The organism is Bacteroidota bacterium, from assembly GCA_016718825.1.
Classification (GTDB): domain Bacteria; phylum Bacteroidota; class Bacteroidia; order J057; family JADKCL01; genus JADKCL01.
Map to the genome: position 1 here is coordinate 182,736 of JADKCL010000002.1, position 18,413 is coordinate 201,148.

Consider the following 18,413-nt stretch of genomic DNA (forward strand, 5'->3'; position numbering starts at 1 on the left):
CGCGAATTCCTGGTGAATGCGTCCTGAAAGCATTTGTGTTGTTGGCGGAATCAAGTATTTTTCAATTTGGCAGCTACTTGCCTATATTGAGAAAAACTTGAGATATGGCCACCATTGAAACGCAAAAGACTTCCAACCGGGTACTGGAAGAGGGGCAACGCAGCAGCACCAATTTCTTCGATAGCGATCTTGTATTACGTGAATTGCTGGATGAAGCCTTAAACGGGCAAGCCAAGAGCCATTTATTGCCGCTGCTCGAACGATTGGGGGGCAAGGCAGCGACGGAAATGGATGCACTTTCCCTTACCGCTGACCGGAATGTACCCGAGTTGATCAAACGCGACAAGTGGGGACAAACCATCGATGAAATCCGGTTTCATCCAGCCTATTGGAGCCTGATGCAGATTGCCGTCGATTCGCAAATGCTCCGGTTAAAATGGGATCCCGAATTGCGCCAACGGTTTGCTGGTCAACGCCATAAAATGGGATTTGCCTTGGGATACCTCTTTGCCATGAGTGAATCCGGCCAATATTGTCCGCTTTGCATGACCGATGGCGTGGCGCATCTGATCGACCAATTTTGTGAACCGGAAGACAAGGACAGGCTCCTGCAGCACATTTTCACCGCCGACTTGGCTGATTTCTATACTGGGGCGATGTTTTTGACTGAAAAAGCAGGTGGCTCAGACGTCGGCGCCAATTTGGTTGAGGCAAGATCGCTTGGAAATGGCAAATACAGCCTTCACGGCGAAAAATGGTTTTGCAGCAACGTCAATGCGCAACTGATTTTTGCGCTGGCGCGAACGAATCCGGAAGTCAAAGGCACCAAGGGTTTGTCGATCTTCTTGATTGAACGGCAGCTGGAAAATGGTGAACGCAACCCGATCGAGATCGTCAGGCTCAAGGACAAGCTCGGCACCCGCAGTATGGCGAGCGGAGAATGTTTGCTCGATGGAACCGTGGGCACTATGGTAGGCCCTGAATTCCAGGGATTTCGCGTAATGACCGAGATGATCAATCTCTCGCGCATGTACAACAGCGTAGCCGCGCTTGCGGGTGGGCGGCGCGCATTGGTGGAGGCGTGGCAATTCCTCAGTTTCCGGAGAAGCTTTGGGAAAATTGCCTTGGAGCATGCTTTGGTCCGTGCCAAATTCTGGGAATTGGGCGCCTTGCACCTCGCCAATTTTCAACTCGTATGGCGCGCCATCAAGGCGATGGATGCCGCCGAAGAAGGTGATGAAAATGAAGCCGAACTTCTGCGATTTCTCACGCCGATGGTCAAACGGGATTCGGCAGAATTGGCAGTCTATCTCTGTCGGGAAAGCATGGAATTGATGGGCGGAATGGGATACATCGAGGACACGGTATTGCCCAAAACCATGCGTGATGTCATGGTTCTTCCAATCTGGGAAGGCGCGGGTAACATCATGATTTTGGACATGTTAAGGGCTGCATCAAAAAGTAAAGGTTTAGCGTTGTTGCTTGCGGAAATTGATTCGCTGTGCGTCGATAATTTGGTTTTGGGCCAAGCCATCCGAGAGGAAGCAAAGGTGTTGGCAGCGCGTTTTGAACAGATTCGATTGCTCTCGCAAGACGAACAGGAATATCAGGCAAAGGCAGTTTTGCTGAGACTCACACGCTGTTACCAAGCAGCATTGTTGTTGGGAGATTCCGGAAAGGATACGTCGGGAAGATGCTTTGTCGCATTAGATTGGTTATTAAGTGATTGGGTTAATTTTGAGGGCAAACGGAATGCACCGCCATTGCGTGCAGAGATCGACACATTGATCGGATGGGACTTTTGAAAACTTTTTCTGCGATTGGGGCTAAACTTGGGACACCATGATCAGATTCGGATGGTTTTGTCTGCTTTTTGGGTTTTCTGTTTTGACGCTGCATGCACAGGTATCGCTGCAAAAGGCCGATAGCCTGACCTTGCATTTTCCGGGTAAGCCGTTGGAAAAGGACCCTTATCCGCCTGCAGTTATTTTTCTCGATGGATACCTGATGGTCTTCCCAGGTGATTTTACTGCACATTTCTTTCAGAGGCAGGATACCGGATATGTCTATCGATCAACGATCAAGTTTTGGACGGAGAAAAATGGAAAGATCTTTTGGCGCCAAGCTTTTCAGTTTTTCGTCGCCAATGGCAGCCTTTGGGGGATTGGAGACCAGTGTCTCTATCGATATTCACTGACAAAACCGGAATCTCCCATCAAGACAATCAACCTGTTCGCTCCGGGGGGCCAATATTTGGTTGATTGCCCTTATGAACTTGTGAATGTGGGCCCAAAAGAAGGGGACATTTATCAACTTTATCTCCCAACACGCACGCTTTCGAGATCAAAAACGCTAATCCCATCAGACAAAGCCAAGCAAAAAGCAAACGCAGGCGCGATGTTCGCGAGATTCGATTTGATCCTGGACGACATGCCAAAGGTAATTGATCGGCAAGGATACGGGATCAATAGGCAGACAGACTTAACAGCCTTCGTAAACTTCCACTACTCGTGGTTACGCGAAGGAAACATTGTCACCGACGGCCGACAAATCTTCCATAGTACCCATGCCGACGGGAAAATTCGATGCTTCGATTTCAAAGGAGAACTCGTGGATTCAATCAATGCGATTGGAGAGATGTTGCCAAGGCAATACCTGAAATCACCAGATAAATTGACAAGGTCTGCTGTTACGGCCTCGATCGACGCCTCGGGCTACTATGATAACCTGATGACATTCAGTAACAAAGAATACCTCGTTAGACAATATGGATTGCCCAAAGGGGCAGATGGTATACGGGGCAAGCACCTACAGCTCATTAATAAGGTTTCGAAAAAGATCTATGAAATGCCCATTCCCTTGACCATCCACTACCTTAGAGTCGATCGAGACCAACTTTATCACGTCTCCGAATGGGATTTTTCAAAGGGATTTGTGAAAATTCAATTTTTTGACATCCATGTAAAGGAGAATGCCCATTGACCATCAAGGTCGGCCACAAAATGATGCAAGTACATACGTATTTCGAAACGGAAATTTACTTTGAAGCTGGTCCTGCACGGGTCTGGGACGCCCTGACCAACCCGGAAAAGACGCGCCAATACATGTATGGCGCCGTCATACACACAGATTGGGAGGAGGGTAGTCCGATTACCTGGGAGGTTGAGATCGGAGACGAACGGTTCGTTGCAGTCCAAGGGCATTTGAAAGAACTCAAGCTGTTCAAACGATTCGAATTCACCGTTTTTGTACCCAATTCCGGAGTCGCAGACATTCCTGAGAACTACATTACCACGACCTACGAACTGCACCGTGAAGGCGACCGCACACGCTTGCATGTGCGCCAAGGCGACTATTCCAAGGTTGACAATGGTGAAGCCCGCTACCTTGACACCGCCAATATCTGGCAAGCTGTAACCCCCAAGTTGATTGCCATTGCGGAATCCAGGGAATTGCATCCAAGCAATGATCATGCTTGATTTGACGGTGGTTTCCAGGCGCAGCATTCCTAGCTGACTCCAATTCCTAAAGCGGATCATTTTGTATTCCCAATGTCGAAGGCACCCAGCCTGCACCTTTGTCCATTTTCCATTTTCAATTCCCCATTCATTCTTAACTTCGCCAAATGAATGAAAACCTGAATCCCGCCTTTGATCGTTTGGTGAAAATTGTCCAGGAATTGCGCGAAAAATGCCCTTGGGACCGCGAGCAAACCAAGGAAAGTCTGCGCACACTGACCATCGAAGAAACATTTGAGCTCAGCGATGCGATTTTGCAAGACGATTGGCAGGAGTTGAAGACCGAAGCCGGGGATATCTTGCTGCATGTGCTTTTCTATTCGCGGTTGGGGGAGGAGCAAGGCCACTTTTCGACGGAAGACATGATCAATACGCTCATTGACAAGTTGATCCGTCGGCACCCGCATATCTACGGAAATGTACAAGCCGATTCCGCCGAGCAGGTGACAATCAACTGGGAGCAGATCAAAATGGAGGAGAAAAAGGATCAGAAGAAGAAATCCGTACTCAGTGGTGTTCCGCAAAGCATGCCGGCGCTGATCAAGGCTCAACGCATGCAGGAAAAGGTCGCCTCGGTTGGTTTTGATTGGAGCGAACCGGAGCAAGTCTGGCGCAAGGTGCAGGAGGAGTTGGAAGAATTCAAGGTTGAAGCCGATTTGCACAAGGCAAACGGCAACAATCTTGAGAAAATGGAAAAGGAATTTGGGGATTTGCTTTTCAGCTTGGTCAATTTTGCGCGCTTCATCAAAGTGAATCCAGAGGATGCTCTGGAAAAAACAAACCGGAAGTTTCGCAATCGCTTTGAATACCTCGAAGCCAAAGTCGCAGCGGCGGGCGGCAATCTAAAGGAGATGTCATTGGAAGAGATGGATGTGCTCTGGGAAGAAAGCAAAGCGCATTTCGCCTGACGAAAAAAAAGCCTGCTCCAACGAGGAGCAGGCATACCAACTAACCAAACTTACTGATCAACTTATCTTCTTATCTACTTCAGCGCAAAGATCAATTGCCCCGATCGACCGTGACAAAACAAAAGAAACCATATTCTTACATCTAAAAACTGGAAATGCCTGTGATTCAGCGCAGCAGTGATTGGACCTCCAATTGAATGGTGGATTGTTTATCGAAAAATGGCTAATATTAGCCCGGGTCAAATCGAAAGCATGACCACCGCCTATGGCTAGTTCAGAAAACATGGATCCCCTCTACAAGATCATTAAGCAGCTCTCTGAGGAGGAGTTTGATGATATCTATCAGAATCTTACCTCTAACAAGGCTGAGAAAAGCGCGCTCTTCCTCAAGACAATTCGGGAAAGCGACAATCCAGTGGAGGATTTTCTGGAGAAACAGGACATTTCCGCCTCGGCGTTTTATGTTTTGAAATCGCGCCTCAATCAAAAAGTTGAGAGTTTCCTGCTCAATCGACTGGGTGATCCCAAAATGGAGGCCATCCACAAGGTCTTCAAGGTCTATGACCTGATGTTCAACAGCCCCCGGGAAATATCGATTACGACACTCAAGCGTCTGGAAAAGACGATGATCGAGATCGACAATCCCCTCGTGTTGATGGTGGTTTATCGAGCACTAAAAATGCTCCACAACCACGACGATGAAAATCGCAACGAATACGACAAGCAGTTCAATCAGGCGGTCGCATTCTATCTGACAACGGAAAAGGCTATCAATGCCGTCATGGCATTTTTCAGGGCCTATGACCGCTGGTATCTCGGACGTCGCAAAACCGACTTTAACGAGATTATCAAGATCATCGAGAGTGTCAACAACCTCAACAATCTCTACGATTCCCAGCGAATCTATATTTGCAAATCCATCATTCACTTGTATTCCAGGCAGTTTCTGGACCTGCCCGAGCGTGTACTGGACATCATGGATCCGCAAGAGGAGGTCTTCGAACGCTGTTTTACGATCTTGGAAAATGGCAAGGAAGACATTCTCTTCAAAAACATCAACCTGATTTTTGACTTCCTGCGCTACCTCTATTACCACAATCAGAAGGCAAGGGACCGGGAAAAGATCTACTTCGAATTGCTCGACTACAAGATCGAGGAGCTTCTTACCGATTTCAATTTCGGAATGGAATGTTCGCAAATCTTGTTTTTCAAGCTGCAACGCCACCTGAACGAAGACACGTTGGAGGAGATGTTGCAGGATTACAAACAATACATTCGCAAGATCGACATCGATCCGGAGCGTATGGTGACGTTTGTGAACTATTCGATGTTTCAGGCCTATGTCGCCTTTTATTCGAAGAACTACGAAAACGCTTCCCGCATTCTATATCGGATGCGCAACAAGGTCAACCTTCGGAAATTTCCGCACATGGACGCCGAAGTCAAGCTTTTTTTGGCCTTCACCTATGTCTTGCAGGATGAAGTGGACCTAGCCAATCAATTGATTTTTAGCTTGCAGCGTCAGTTCAAGAAAAGCTACTTCAGCGAATATGACAATGGCCGCATGTTCCTGAAAATCCTGTCCAATCGCCTTAGCGGGAAGTCAGCGAAAAAGGTTGGACAGACGAAGAAGCTCCTTGAGGAATACCATGAGGCCAATACTGGCACGCAGGCTTTCCTTCCTTATCTTGATTTGTCGATCGCTTTCAGCAGTAACAAAGCGCAAGATTAAACGGATGGACTGCTGAAGTTGGTTCAGCACGGTGGAATATTGAAAAAGCGCTGGCAATTCAAAATTGTCAGCGCTTTTTCATTTACTCCGTTCAATCAAAAATTACTTAGGAAGACAGTAAAAAAAAAGGGATCAAAAAGATCCCATTTTCTAACTTCTAAAACAAGCCAAAACATCAAATGGTGATGGCCTGAAGATACCGTGAGTTGAGTGGTTTGTTGAGGTATTTCTTGACGAAGCGGTTGCTTGCTGCCCTGTCAATGTCTCTTGGACTGATCGAGGACGAAAGCATGATGATCTTACTCTTGTCAAGGATCGGCGATTCCAGCTTCTCAAATTCCTCCAAGAACTGAAACCCGTCCATGATCGGCATATTGATGTCCAGAAAGATGAGATCGGGCAAATTTTCTGCGACTTTGGCGTTCACACGCAAAAAGTCGAGTGCATCAGTCCCAGTCTGAAAAACCATCACCCTTTCGGAGAAGTTATTTGACTCAATGATCTTCTGATTGATGATGTTATCAATCTCATCCTCATCGATCAGCATTACGAATTTATAAGCTTGTGACATAAAAACTGAAGCATTACTGAAAGTCCATCGCCTTACAAAGCAATCCAAATATAAAGCAGCGTAAGGTTTTTCCCAACATATTTTCAAAAAATTACAAAAAAACTTGCAAAAAATGCAGGACTTGGGAATTCCATTCTTAGGAACATAAAAAAAGTCGCCCTCAGCGAGGGCGACTTTTTTTACATTCTCTTTGAGCGTGATCAGTGGGCGCTCAGGTAGCTTGCGACGCCTTCTGATGTGGCAGTCATCGCATCCTTGCCCTCGGACCAGTTTGCAGGGCAAACCTCGCCTTTTTCTTCGTTGTGTGTCAAGGCATCCACCATGCGGAGTGCCTCCTCGATGTTGCGGCCCAATGGAAAGTCATTGACCACTTGGTGACGGACGATACCAGCCTTGTCGATCAGGAACAGACCGCGGTAGGCTTGCGGTACGCCTTCGAATTCGAGCGACATGTTGCCGTTTTCGTCTTCGCTGTAGGCATACTCGCCAGCAAGGACGTCGTAGTTGCTAGCAATTGTCTTGCTCAGGTCAGATACCAAAGGGTAGGTGACACCTTGGATGCCGCCATTGTTCTTGGGTGTATTCAACCAAGCCCAGTGCGAGAAATGCGAATCCACCGAACAACCAATAAGTTGCGTGTTGCGCTTCTCAAATTCGGCCAATTTCTCTTGGAAGGCCAAAATCTCCGTGGGGCAGACAAAAGTGAAATCCAATGGATAGAAAAACAACACCACATACTTGCCCTGGAATTGGGACAATGTGAAGTTATCTTCGAAGTCTCCGCCGTTTACGACTGCGGTTGCACTGAAATCAGGTGCGGGTTTACCAACTAATACTCCCATATTCTTTACTGTACTTGTATTTTGGAATCAAATAGTTTCAAAGGAACGACCAACTAACGATCGTTTGGCTTCTTGAAATGGTTAACCACCGTTTGCGGTTTTGGTTTCATGATCTTTCTCAATTTTTCAGGCATCCTTCCAATTCGGGGCTCTTTTCTCCACGAATGCATTCATGCCTTCTTTCTGATCCTCACTTGCAAAGAGCAAGTAGAAGTTTTTCCGTTCAAAGAGCAGACCATCTTCAATGCTTGTGTCAAATGACTTGAGCACGGCTTCCTTGGCAAGTTGCACGGCAATCGGGGGCATGGCAGCCACCTGATCGGCGAGATTCAAGGCTTCGTCCAGATAGAGTTCGGGGGCTACAACTTTGTTGATCAGTCCTGCCGCATGTGCTTCTCGGGCCGAAATGAAGCTGCCAGTGAGCACCATTTCCATGGCCCTTGCCTTGCCAATGGCGCGTGTGAGGCGTTGTGTGCCGCCTGCACCCGGCATGACGCCGATTTTGATTTCCGGTTGTCCAAATTGTGCGGTTTCGCTTGCGACGATCATATCGCAGATCATCGTGAGCTCGCATCCTCCTCCCAATGCAAAGCCGCTTACCGCTGCAATCACGGGCTTTTTGGTGCGTTTGATGGCATCCCACTTGCTGAACATGTCTGTTTTGTGCATGTCGATGGCTGTCTTTCCAGCCATTTGCTTGATGTCGGCGCCAGCTGCGAAGGCACGCTCGTTGCCGGTGATGACGATGCAACGCGTCTCCGGGTCGTTGTCGAGTTCGCGGAAAGCGTGCACGAGTTCATCCATGAGCTCCAAGTTGATCGCGTTCAGCTCCTTGGGGCGGTTGAGACGAATCAAACTCACAAAAGGGCGCTTTGCACGCTCCACGAGGATAAATTGATATTCCATTGGGCCAACCATTTAGCCCGCGAAATTAGAAAGAAATCACCGAAAATGCAGGAGAACTAGCGAAGATCGTCATCCGATTCGCTACCGCTTTCCGCCGAAAGCGGCGGGGTGAGCAATTCGACGCTACGCAGCAACTGAAACATGAGCCATCCGACCAAGATGCCGACAAGTGCGGCCATGATAGCCCCGATGGGATAGGTATAGCCGGCATAGATTCTCATCAGTGCAAACACAAACACCAATGCCCACATGGCCATCAGATTCGGGCCTTGAAGCTGTTTGAGCCTTAGCCGCGCAAAGTGAAACACACCCGCCAAGGCAGCAATGCCCCAATCAGGCAAACTCACGCCCAAGGCGCGGCCATAAGCGGGAAGTTCAAGGCTGTGATGGAGGTACTCGAGTTGCACAGGAGAAGGCTGGAAAATGATCTTCGCCAGCAACATCGCCGCCTGGAAACTCAAGATAAACGAGGCCAATCCGAAAAAAAGACTGAAAACACCTGCTCCGGGCTTGGTCAGGTAAGTCACAATGGCCAAAAACACCAAAAATGGCACCCAAGCCTTCATGTCTCCCAGCAGCCCGGAATTCTGTTCCAAAAAATCACTTTGAAACACCGTCCGGATGAACCGGAAGGTACCCTTGTCTGCATCATCCAACCAAACTGCAAATGCACTCATGACGGTTCAACGGCTGAGGGGTTCGCATGTTTCGCAAAAAGAATCAGCCTTGGAGATGTGTTTTCTTCGAATTTTCCGCCGGCATAGTCCCCCCAAATGGTCGTGATTTCAAGTTCTGCCGCAGCAAAAAGCGATTCGAAGAGGCCAAGGTCGAACCCTTTGACACATTCCTTGAAATGATATTCCTTTCCGTCATCGACGAGATCGATGGTTTTGATCAGCATTCCATCTTCAAAGGAGCGGCGAATCGAAAAATGGATGCCTTCCCGGTCAATTTCCTGTGCGGGAACCAAATCTGCCAATACCTTGACAATGTTGAAGAAATCCAGAACAAAAGTTCCATCCGGCACCAGGCTGCGCTTTACATTTATCAGAACCTCGACATGTTCTTCCAGCGTTTCAAAATAGCCGAAGCTGGTAAAGAGGTTCAGAATGAAATCATAATCGCCATCGAGCGGCTGCCGCATGTCGTGCACGGCAAAGCGCAGACCTTCGGTAGCGGAGAGATTGGCGTCCGCGATGCTTGCTGCGGACAAATCGAGTCCGGTTACATCATAGCCATGTTGATGGATGAAGATCGAATGCCGGCCGCGTCCGCATGCCAAATCCAGAAAGCGGGATTCGGGGGGAGGAGCGAGGGCTTGCAGCAAATGGCTGATAAAGCCTTCGGCCTCCGCGTAGTCGCGGTGGCTGTACAAAATCGGGTACCATGGCGAGTCAAACCATGATTCAAACCATTGGCCCTGCATCCTTGGATTCGGTTTGGCGCAACTGCGTGGTCATTTGAGTAATTTTTTCCAGGGTATCGACAAACATGCCGAAGTGCTCGTCCTTGATCGTGCGCTTCATCAGGCGGGCAATCACACGCACATAATGGCTGTATTTGTCATAGAGCTTCTTGCCCTTGGGCGTCAAGTCAAGGTAGACCGCGCGGCGGTCGGTCTTGCTATTGACCCGCTTGACAAACTTCTGACGTTCGATTTTATCGATGATGGAGGTCAAGGTGCTCAGCTTGATGTTGAAGGCATCGCCAATCTCCTTCATTTTGCGACGGCCATTGATCGCCACGTACTGCAAAATCTCCATTTCCAATTCGGAGACTTTGAAATTGTCTTTGATATAGCGTTGATGCCTTCTGAAGACATCCCGCAACTCGATGAGACTTACCTCCAAGCGTTCAAGCTGGGTGGGTTCTCCGGTTTCATTTTCCTTTGGCATAAGCGAAACAGCGCTTTGGTGAATGTCCGGTTTTCCAGACCGATTATTTTTTGCCAGTCAGCGAAATTATCTCTTTCGGAATGATCGCCGATTTGGGTGATAAAGAACGGATGAATGTATTGATATCCAATAACTTAATTGAATATTGATTCCGATGTCGAAATAATTCGAATGTAAATCATTTCGAAGATCGATAAAATCTGTGAATCAAAAAAATACGGTTTCACGGAATTTTTCAAGTCATTTCCATTTTCCGCTTAGTTTTCTGAATTTTGGGAAGGTTGAAAAAGCCTTTTAGACAAGTACAGAAGATGGAAAAATTGATACAAGATTTTGCAGCACAGATGCGCGAGGGGATTGAAATCGGATCCAAGGCTGCATTTACGAAGCCCGAAAATGCGATTCACAATGTTTGCGTGATCGGCATGGGCGGATCGGCATTCGGAGGAGAAGTCGCCAAGAACTTCATTTCGGCAGATTGTCCCGTCCCTTTCGAAATCGTGCGCGACTACCGGATTCCGGGATATGTTTCCAAAAACACGCTTTTGATTGCAAGCAGCTATTCCGGCAATACAGAGGAAACGCTTGCCGCGCTGCATGCTGCCATTCCGCGCGGTCCCAAAATCGTTTGCATTACCTCGGGAGGCAAAGTGCTCGACATCGCCAAGGAAAACGGCTATGATCATATTCTCCTTCCAGGCGGCTATCCGCCTCGCACAGCCGCCGGATTCTCCATCATTCAGCAGCTGTTCATTCTGAAGGGTATGGGCCTGATCAAGGACTTCTCCAAAGCGCTGAACGAAGCGGTGGAGATCGTCGGCAAGTTTGATGGACACGATGATGCGCAGCTCATTGCCGAGCAGATGGTCAAGAAAATCCCGGTCATTTACAGTTCTCCGGCCTTCGAATCCATTTCCATCCGTTGGCGGCAGCAAATCGAAGAAAATTCAAAGCAAATCGCCTTTCACCACGTAATCCCTGAGATGAACCACAACGAACTCGTCGGATGGAAAAATCCTGAGGCATTGTTGGAAGATACGGTGGTGATCATGTTTCGCTCCAAGTACGACCATCCGCGCAACGTCATCCGCATGGACATCTGCCGCGATATGTTCACGGAATATGCAGACGCAGTAGTCGAGGTGAAGGCGGAAGGCAAGTCACATTTGGCGCAGCTGTTTTTCCTGTTGCACCTGGGCGACTGGGTGAGCTATTACTTGGCCCTGCTCAACAATGAGGATTCTATGCCGGTGGTGTCGATCGATTTCCTCAAAAACGAACTCGCCAAGCGCTAATACGATGGAAATTGGGCATGCAGTGGCGTTTTCTAACTGCGCGGGAATGTCCGTGCATCCATTGCATGCTCAACTGACAGGATTAATCTCCGCATGTTTTGCGGAGATTAGTAGTGTTATTCTCCGCAAATCCTGCTATTCACCGCATAATTTGCGGAGAATAGGTGTTCTAATCGCCGCAAAAGCGGCTATTCTCCGCAAAGCTGCCTATTCACCGCAAAATTTGCGGCGATTAGGTGTTCTAATCTCCGCAAAAGCTTCTATTCGCCGCAAAACCTGCACCGAATCATGAAAAAGGAAGTGAAAATCGGTTTGGCGATCCTTGCCGGGGTGTTGTTGCTTTACCTTTCCTTGACTTGGGTGAAGAGCATGCACCTGTTTGCCGTGAGTCGTTCGACGTATCAGATTCGTTTTCAGGATGTTTCCGGACTCAAGGGCGGCGATCAGGTGACGGTTTTCGGGTATCCCTCGGGGAATGTGGCCGCGATTGCGATTGACGGGGAAGGAGCTATTGTGACGATCAATTTGAGTGAAGATATCGCCGTGCAGACCGATGCCACGGCTTTGTTGCGCGTCAAGGAGATCATGGGCGGAAAAACCATCGAATTGACCCCCGGCAAATCTGGCAAGAAGCTGCCACACGATCAGCCCATTCCCGGTAGCACCTCACTGGATTTTTCATCAGCATTCGCCAAAACCGGGGAGTTTCTGGACAAATTCGACGCCAATGACGTCGATTCCCTGATGCAGGACATCACAAGGCTCGTGCATACCTTCTCCGATATGAGCGCGGAGTTGGACACGCTCGACACCCATGGCATGGTCAAGGATTTGCGGGAATCCGCGAGCAGCTTGAACCACATTTTGGCAGATGTTGAGCGCCGCAAATTGGTCGCGAGCATCGATCAAAGCCTCGGCAAGGTCAATCAGTTGGCTGAAAAGGCGGAAACTTCGTTGAATTCGATCACCAAGCTCACAGACCAAATCTCTGAGAAGACCCTTCCCAAAGCCGACAGCATGATGGCCAAAGTCAACGACATGCTCGGTGACAGCGAAGGCATGATCGACGACGTCAAGAAGATTCTGAAGCAGTTTCAGGATCGCAGCACCTTGGCGGGGCAATTGCTCTACGACCCTGCATTTGCCAATCAGGTGGATGGCACCCTCAAAAATTTGGACAAGACCCTCGATCACATTCGCACCAAGAAGATCTACGTGACGATGACGCTGTCCAAAGGGCAAAAGGTCTTCACGGAGGACCCAATCGAGGTCAACGGGGAGAAAGTTAAAAGTGAAAAGTGATAAGCGAAAAGTGAAAAATCGCCCGTTTGTCTGCCTATCCCAAAGCACTGGCTTGGGCTGGCAAACGGCAGTTCGGAGGTCCGAAATGACCAAATTCCCGATGATTTCGCACCCAGTCCAATGAAAAATGCGGATCGCTTCGTAATTTTCGGTCAAAGTTGGCCCGGATTTTGGGGGCAAGATTCAATCGGTTGATTATTGAAACAAGATATGATCAGGTATTTTCTCCTCTCGGTTTTGGCATTTTCCTGCACGATGGCCTCCGCCTCGGTGAAGCTTTCCGGCAGCATCAGCAAGTACAAGTTCACGATGGAGCTCGTATCGTCGACCGTGGACAAGGACTACGGCGTACGCGGACGCTACCAATATGCTGGAAAAACGGCCTATATGGATGTGAAGGGCAATCTTTATGACCATTCTGTTTTGCATCTGACCGAGTCATTTGAAGGCAAGGAAACCGGCAATTTCTACCTCGAATTGGACGACAACGGCGATTGGTCGGGCAAATGGATCGGCAACAACAAAGCGATGGAAGCCAAATTGGTCGTGACAAGCGGCGACATGGAAGAATTGGCACCCTACGATTTGTCTGCCTACACCGAAAAATGCAATTCGGCGCTGACTGGAACCTACGTCCATGAGTATTATTGGATCAACGATTTCCAATACGATGAGTCGGAACCCAATCTCGAGGTCGGATTCAACGGTGGGACCGTCACGATTCAGGAAATTGGCAAGGATAAGATCTCTTTTTCGTTTTCGATCACCTGCGGACCAACCTATCACGGTGCCTACCTCAGTGGAACAGCGACCAAGACCGCTCCGAATGAGTATACCTACAAGCAGTCACCCATGGACGACGGCGAAATTTGCCACGTGACCTTCACATTTGACGGCAAAAGCGTGAACCTCGGGCAGCAATCCGGAAACATGGAATGCGGTTTTGGTGCGCGCGCCTACGCCGAAGGCAGCTTTGACAAAGTCAACAACTTGGTGATCGAAAGCGACGAAGGCGAGATTTCGACGAGGGAAGCCATCGGACTCAAATAGCCGTTCACCAACTAAAAGCGCCTTTTATGTGATCATAGCCTGCACTATCGCGGTTCAGTGACCATGTGAAATCGGCATCCGTCCAAAAGCTGTCATCGCCGTGAACCATTTCAGGTAGCCAATAAGAGGAGAGCTCGTAACTGATTTGATGGTTGAAGCGATCAAGCTGATAGAGCTGCAGGTCCTTTTGTGCTATCGCCAATTTCCAACGGTCCATCCGTTCATCGTCGAAGACAAATTCTCCAGTGCCATCTCCAAGCTTCTTCTGAAAGCGTTCCCAAACCTCATACCATTCCTTGAGGCCCAATGGTCGTCGCATCGGTACAGTGGGTAATATTTTGGGGTTTTTTCCAGCCTTCTGCAAACCAATATCAAATCGTTTCAGAAAGGATGAATCCGGTCGTTGGCTTTTTCCCAAGCCTTCATCCGCTTTTTGAAGCATCATTTCGAGTAGATACTCCAATTCCGGTTCGGATTCCAAGGCATCAGGATCGTAGGCCTCCACCTCCAACATGGTCAGCGTCAGATAATACCATATCGGAGAGTATCGCCGATCCACTTTTTTCAATTCACCAAGAATGTAGCTTCGAAGCGTATTCCGCCTGGTTTTCTCTGCAAATTCGACCTTGCCGCCTGCCAGCCATTTTCGCGAATATTCCGAACCATGCCCAAGTTCGCGCTGCCATTTCCCGTTTTGGAAGAGAAACGCAAGAAATACCGGTTCGTAAGTTCGCTCCTGCCCGAGATAGATCTTTAGCTGATCGAATTCACTGGGTTGATAATCAAAGTCAAAGCACTGTCGAGCATTCAGTTGTGATTCCACCCATTCCGCTGTGAACGCACGCTCAATTTTAGATGAAGGAAAGGCGTAAATCCCGTCCATCGTAAAAACATGGGTTCCCACGCGCTGACTCAAGGTCCAAGTCAAAACACCGGGCTCCCGCTGCTCAGGTTTGGTCAGGGCACAGGAACAAAGGATAAATTGCCGTTGGAGGTCACACATAAGAAAATGCTTTGTTTTCAAAAATAGTGAGCAGTTAGAAGTTATCAAGTAGCAATTGCCAACAAAAATCAATCTTTGCCTGATCCATCACTGCTAACTACTAACTGCCAACTGCTAACTTGCGAACGCATGAATTCATTCGGTAAAATTTTCAGGATCACTTCATTTGGTGAATCGCATGGGGCAGGGATCGGCGTCGTCATTGACGGTTGTCCCGCAGGATTGAAGCTGGATTTGGAGGCGATTCAGCACGAACTCGACCGGCGCAAGCCGGGACAGAGCCGCATTACCACCCAACGCAAGGAAAGCGACACATTTGAATTGCTCTCGGGAGTGGTCGATGGCGTGACAAGTGGAGCGCCCATGGCCTTCCTCGTGCGCAACGAAGACCAACGCAGCAAGGATTATGACCATATCGCGCAGCAATTCCGGCCCAGTCATGCGGATTACACCTATTTCGCGAAGTATGGCATCCGTGATGTGCGTGGCGGCGGGCGCAGCAGTGCACGTGAAACGATCGCGCGCGTGATCGGGGGTGCGGTGGCACGCCAAGTGCTTGCGCAGGTCTGTGGAATGCAATTTCAAGCTTGGGTCAGTGCTGTTGGAAGTTTGAGCTTGAGTTCGAGCAACAGTTCGAATGATGGTTTTGGATTGGAATTCCCCTTCGAATTTGAGACGGACGACTGCGAAATGGTGCGTTGTCCTGATCCGACGATGGCCTCCAAAATGGTATCGGCGATTGATGAGGCACGTAAAGCTGGCGATTCGCTGGGTGGCGTGATCACCTGTTGCATCCGAAATGTGCCGGTGGGCCTTGGGGAACCTGTTTTTGACAAGCTCCAGGCAAGATTAGGCTACGCCATGCTGGGGATCAACGCGGTCAAAGGCTTCGAAATCGGAAGTGGATTCGAAGGCACCCAACTCCGCGGCAGCCAACACAACGACGCATTTTATACCGACGATTCCGGCCAAATCAGAACGCGCACCAACCACAGCGGTGGCGTTCAGGGCGGCATCAGCAACGGGGAAGAAATCTATTTTCGGGTCGCATTCAAGCCCACAAGCACGATTTTGCAGGACCAGGAAAGCGTGGATGAAGCCGGGAAAACGGTCGTTTTAAAGGGAAAAGGTCGCCATGATCCCTGCGTGGTGCCGCGTGCAGTGCCGATCGTAGAGGCGATGGCGGCCCTGGTAATGGTGGATTTTTGGCTGCGGGGGAAGGGAAATAGAATCTAGTAGTTCCTTGAAGGTGCAATCGTACCCTTCAATCACAAGAATTATTGCCTACTCAAAATCTCCCCCAAAGCATCCAAAAACCCGTAGGGATCATCCAAAAAGACAGCATGCGACGCGAGAGAAAGCGTATAAACATCGTTTTCCAGGACTTCTCGGAATTTGGTGATCGCAGCTTCATCAAACAACCCATCATCTTCTCCGAAAATGGCATAGGTCGGGACCGTTTTTGATACTTCCTCCAACAAGGGGAAATGGTTGGCCATGGTGTAGTGTTCCTTGTCAAAAAAGCCCTTCACCGGCGCGCTACTGCTCTTTTTAGCCCATTTTCCAAGCGGACTTTTGTTAAATTTTTTCTTGATCTTTTCTCCCGATTTGAAAGATTCTGATGGACTGTAGAGCCCACTGATCATCGCATACATGAAATTCGTGCTGGAATATTCCAGGGTAGTCGAATCCGATTTTGCCAAGGCCAAAATGCTTTTCGGTCCAATGGTGTCTTCGCGGATGTCCATAGCTACCAGGCAATTGGCTTGTATGGACCGGAAGCATGCGGGAAAATCCATCGGTGCTGAAATGAGTACAATCCCCGTCACCATTTCCGGATAAGCATCTGCAAATTTGACTGCGACTGCCCCGCCAAAGCTATGTCCAAGGAGATAGGCTTTTTTCACGCCGCGTTCCTTGAGCAAGCCGTGAAGGTCATTGACAGCTTCATCGAAGGTATATTCGCCAGTAAATGCCTCCGAACGGCCACACCCGCGTTGATCATACACCAAGACTTGATGGCCTTGCTTTGCCAACCTCGGCGCCATGTCAAATTCGAAATTTGCCGAATTATACCCAGGCCCACCATGCAAGAAAACCAATGTTTTCTCGGCATCGTTGGAGCCAAACCATTGGTGATAAAGCTGCTGCGCATTCACCGAATGCACCAACAAAAGGAGCGACAACGTGAGAAAGTGCTTTGCCATACAACAAAGATAAAAGGAAAGACAAGCAAGATGGCGTTGCAGGTGGCGATTGTTCAAAATCGGCAGAGGGTGGTGAAGTCGTTGTTGCTCGGTTTTCCTATTGCCAATCGATTCATTTTCGTCAATTGCAACCTCATTGCTTAGGTTTTATGTGATTTATCCATAGTGTGATAATCTGGTCCCCTGCGTTGGCAAAACCTAATCCGAATCGACTAGGTGCGCTTTGCCAACTCACTCGGCGGTTGGTGTTTGAGTTGGCAAAGCACTGTTGATAAGGTTTGGGGTCGGTGGCGGCTTTGCCAACTCTCACACCGCGTGCCTAGAGTTGGCAAAACCTATTCCGAATCTTCTCTGCGCGCTTTGCCAACTCTCACACCGCGTTGCTAGAGAGTTGGCAAAACCTCCCTCAACTTGGAGAGACCGCATTGCCAATTCATCGATCGTTTTTATCTTTGAAAAATACCAATCCAATACAAATGGCTAAAACTGAGCATTACTACACAAAGCTAATTCCAGGCAATTTCTATCACATTTACAACCGTTCGATTAGTGAATCGTCGTTATTCAAGGATGAAAAGAACCATGAATTTTTCATTCGAAAGCTAGATTTTTACCTTTCTCCTGTTTTGGAATTGTTTGCATGGTGCTTGATGGGGAACCATTTCCACCTTCTGGTACGCATCAAAACTGAAAGATCGGAAGAAGAACTGATCGTCGAGGAAGTTCACCTTCGTTTTCGGAAGTTGTTCCAGTCCTACGCAGTTGCTTTCAATCTTCAGGAAAAGCGTCATGGCGCCCTTTTTCAAAAGCCTTTCAAGCGAGCCCATGTTGATTCCCCGGAGTATTTCACGCAAATGGTGTACTATATCCACGCCAATCCGCAAAAACACGGATTTGCCAAAGATTTTCGAGAATACAAATGGTCCTCTTACCATTCATTTCTAGACACAAAAAACTCAAAGCTCAAAAAGGCAGAAGTACTAGATTGGTTTGGCGGCATGGAAGGCTTTCTTCGATTCCATGCAGAAGGTAAATTGGAACTTGAAAAGCGGCTTCTCATTGAAGATGACTAGGTAATTTGTGAAATCATTGTATTCGGAACGCGCGGCTTTGCCAACTTTCACACCGTGTGCTGGTTAGAGTTGGCAGAACCTATTCCAATTGATCGGTACGCTTTGCCAACT

Annotated in this window: 18 protein-coding genes; 10 read left to right on the forward strand and 8 right to left on the reverse strand. The window is 48.6% G+C overall.

What is annotated here, in order from left to right; genetic code table 11:
• The first annotated feature begins 104 nt into the window (after positions 1-104).
• From IPN95_02835 to IPN95_02855, 5 genes are all read left to right on the forward strand, one after another.
• Positions 105-1,805, forward strand: coding sequence for an acyl-CoA dehydrogenase family protein (locus IPN95_02835; GenBank protein MBK9448351.1), 1,701 nt, complete (start codon positions 105-107; stop codon positions 1,803-1,805).
• An 82-nt stretch (positions 1,806-1,887) separates the two neighbouring features.
• Positions 1,888-2,982, forward strand: a complete 1,095-nt coding sequence (locus IPN95_02840; GenBank protein ID MBK9448352.1) for a hypothetical protein — start codon at positions 1,888-1,890, stop codon at positions 2,980-2,982.
• A gap of 20 nt (positions 2,983-3,002) precedes the next feature.
• Complete coding sequence (locus IPN95_02845) at positions 3,003-3,479, forward strand: SRPBCC domain-containing protein (protein ID MBK9448353.1); 477 nt, start codon at positions 3,003-3,005, stop codon at positions 3,477-3,479.
• A 146-nt stretch (positions 3,480-3,625) separates the two neighbouring features.
• Positions 3,626-4,426, forward strand: a complete 801-nt coding sequence (gene mazG, locus IPN95_02850; protein MBK9448354.1) for a nucleoside triphosphate pyrophosphohydrolase — start codon at positions 3,626-3,628, stop codon at positions 4,424-4,426.
• 265 nt (positions 4,427-4,691) lie between these two features.
• The gene (locus IPN95_02855) at positions 4,692-6,158 is read left to right on the forward strand and encodes a hypothetical protein (protein MBK9448355.1); all 1,467 of its coding nucleotides are present in this window, start codon (positions 4,692-4,694) and stop codon (positions 6,156-6,158) included.
• A gap of 175 nt (positions 6,159-6,333) precedes the next feature.
• On the opposite strand, the gene IPN95_02860 is transcribed toward IPN95_02855, so the two are convergent.
• The 6 genes from IPN95_02860 to IPN95_02885 all read right to left on the reverse strand — a co-directional run bounded on the left by IPN95_02860 (position 6,334) and on the right by IPN95_02885 (position 10,372).
• Positions 6,334-6,705: a response regulator gene (locus IPN95_02860; GenBank protein MBK9448356.1), complete on the reverse strand. Its 372-nt coding sequence runs from the start codon at positions 6,703-6,705 to the stop codon at positions 6,334-6,336.
• Between the two features lie 224 nt (positions 6,706-6,929).
• Positions 6,930-7,571 carry a peroxiredoxin gene (locus tag IPN95_02865; GenBank protein MBK9448357.1) on the reverse strand — a complete coding sequence of 214 codons (642 nt, stop codon included), beginning with the start codon at positions 7,569-7,571 and terminating at the stop codon, positions 6,930-6,932.
• Positions 7,572-7,697: 126 nt separating this feature from the next.
• Positions 7,698-8,477, reverse strand: a complete 780-nt coding sequence (locus IPN95_02870) for an enoyl-CoA hydratase/isomerase family protein (protein MBK9448358.1) — start codon at positions 8,475-8,477, stop codon at positions 7,698-7,700.
• 56 nt (positions 8,478-8,533) lie between these two features.
• A complete protein-coding gene (locus IPN95_02875; GenBank protein MBK9448359.1) occupies positions 8,534-9,154 on the reverse strand; it encodes a hypothetical protein in 621 nt (206 codons plus the stop codon).
• Complete coding sequence (locus tag IPN95_02880) at positions 9,151-9,903, reverse strand: class I SAM-dependent methyltransferase (protein MBK9448360.1); 753 nt, start codon at positions 9,901-9,903, stop codon at positions 9,151-9,153. Before IPN95_02880 ends, IPN95_02875 begins: the two co-directional genes overlap by 4 nt.
• The gene (locus IPN95_02885; protein MBK9448361.1) at positions 9,884-10,372 is read right to left on the reverse strand and encodes a winged helix-turn-helix transcriptional regulator; all 489 of its coding nucleotides are present in this window, start codon (positions 10,370-10,372) and stop codon (positions 9,884-9,886) included. The genes IPN95_02880 and IPN95_02885 overlap by 20 nt, the downstream gene beginning before the upstream one ends.
• A 311-nt stretch (positions 10,373-10,683) precedes the next feature.
• Here IPN95_02885 and IPN95_02890 point away from each other — a divergent pair, with 311 nt between their 5' ends.
• The 3 genes from IPN95_02890 (at position 10,684) to IPN95_02900 (ending at position 14,019) form a co-directional block, all read left to right on the forward strand.
• Entirely contained in the window at positions 10,684-11,667 is a 984-nt protein-coding gene (locus IPN95_02890) for a bifunctional phosphoglucose/phosphomannose isomerase (GenBank protein ID MBK9448362.1), read from the forward strand.
• 288 nt (positions 11,668-11,955) lie between these two features.
• Positions 11,956-12,969: an MCE family protein gene (locus tag IPN95_02895; protein MBK9448363.1), complete on the forward strand. Its 1,014-nt coding sequence runs from the start codon at positions 11,956-11,958 to the stop codon at positions 12,967-12,969.
• Between the two features lie 210 nt (positions 12,970-13,179).
• Positions 13,180-14,019, forward strand: coding sequence for a hypothetical protein (locus IPN95_02900; GenBank protein ID MBK9448364.1), 840 nt, complete (start codon positions 13,180-13,182; stop codon positions 14,017-14,019).
• Between the two features lie 4 nt (positions 14,020-14,023).
• Here the strand turns inward: IPN95_02900 and IPN95_02905 are convergent, their stop codons facing one another.
• The gene (locus IPN95_02905) at positions 14,024-15,022 is read right to left on the reverse strand and encodes a hypothetical protein (protein MBK9448365.1); all 999 of its coding nucleotides are present in this window, start codon (positions 15,020-15,022) and stop codon (positions 14,024-14,026) included.
• Between the two features lie 129 nt (positions 15,023-15,151).
• Here IPN95_02905 and aroC point away from each other — a divergent pair, with 129 nt between their 5' ends.
• The gene (aroC, locus tag IPN95_02910) at positions 15,152-16,258 is read left to right on the forward strand and encodes a chorismate synthase (GenBank protein ID MBK9448366.1); all 1,107 of its coding nucleotides are present in this window, start codon (positions 15,152-15,154) and stop codon (positions 16,256-16,258) included.
• Between the two features lie 41 nt (positions 16,259-16,299).
• Here aroC and IPN95_02915 read toward each other — a convergent pair whose 3' ends face one another.
• Positions 16,300-17,229: an alpha/beta hydrolase gene (locus tag IPN95_02915; GenBank protein MBK9448367.1), complete on the reverse strand. Its 930-nt coding sequence runs from the start codon at positions 17,227-17,229 to the stop codon at positions 16,300-16,302.
• 452 nt (positions 17,230-17,681) lie between these two features.
• On the opposite strand from IPN95_02915, the gene IPN95_02920 reads away from it, so the two are divergent.
• A complete protein-coding gene (locus IPN95_02920) occupies positions 17,682-18,302 on the forward strand; it encodes a transposase (GenBank protein ID MBK9448368.1) in 621 nt (206 codons plus the stop codon).
• Positions 18,303-18,413: the final 111 nt, after the last annotated feature.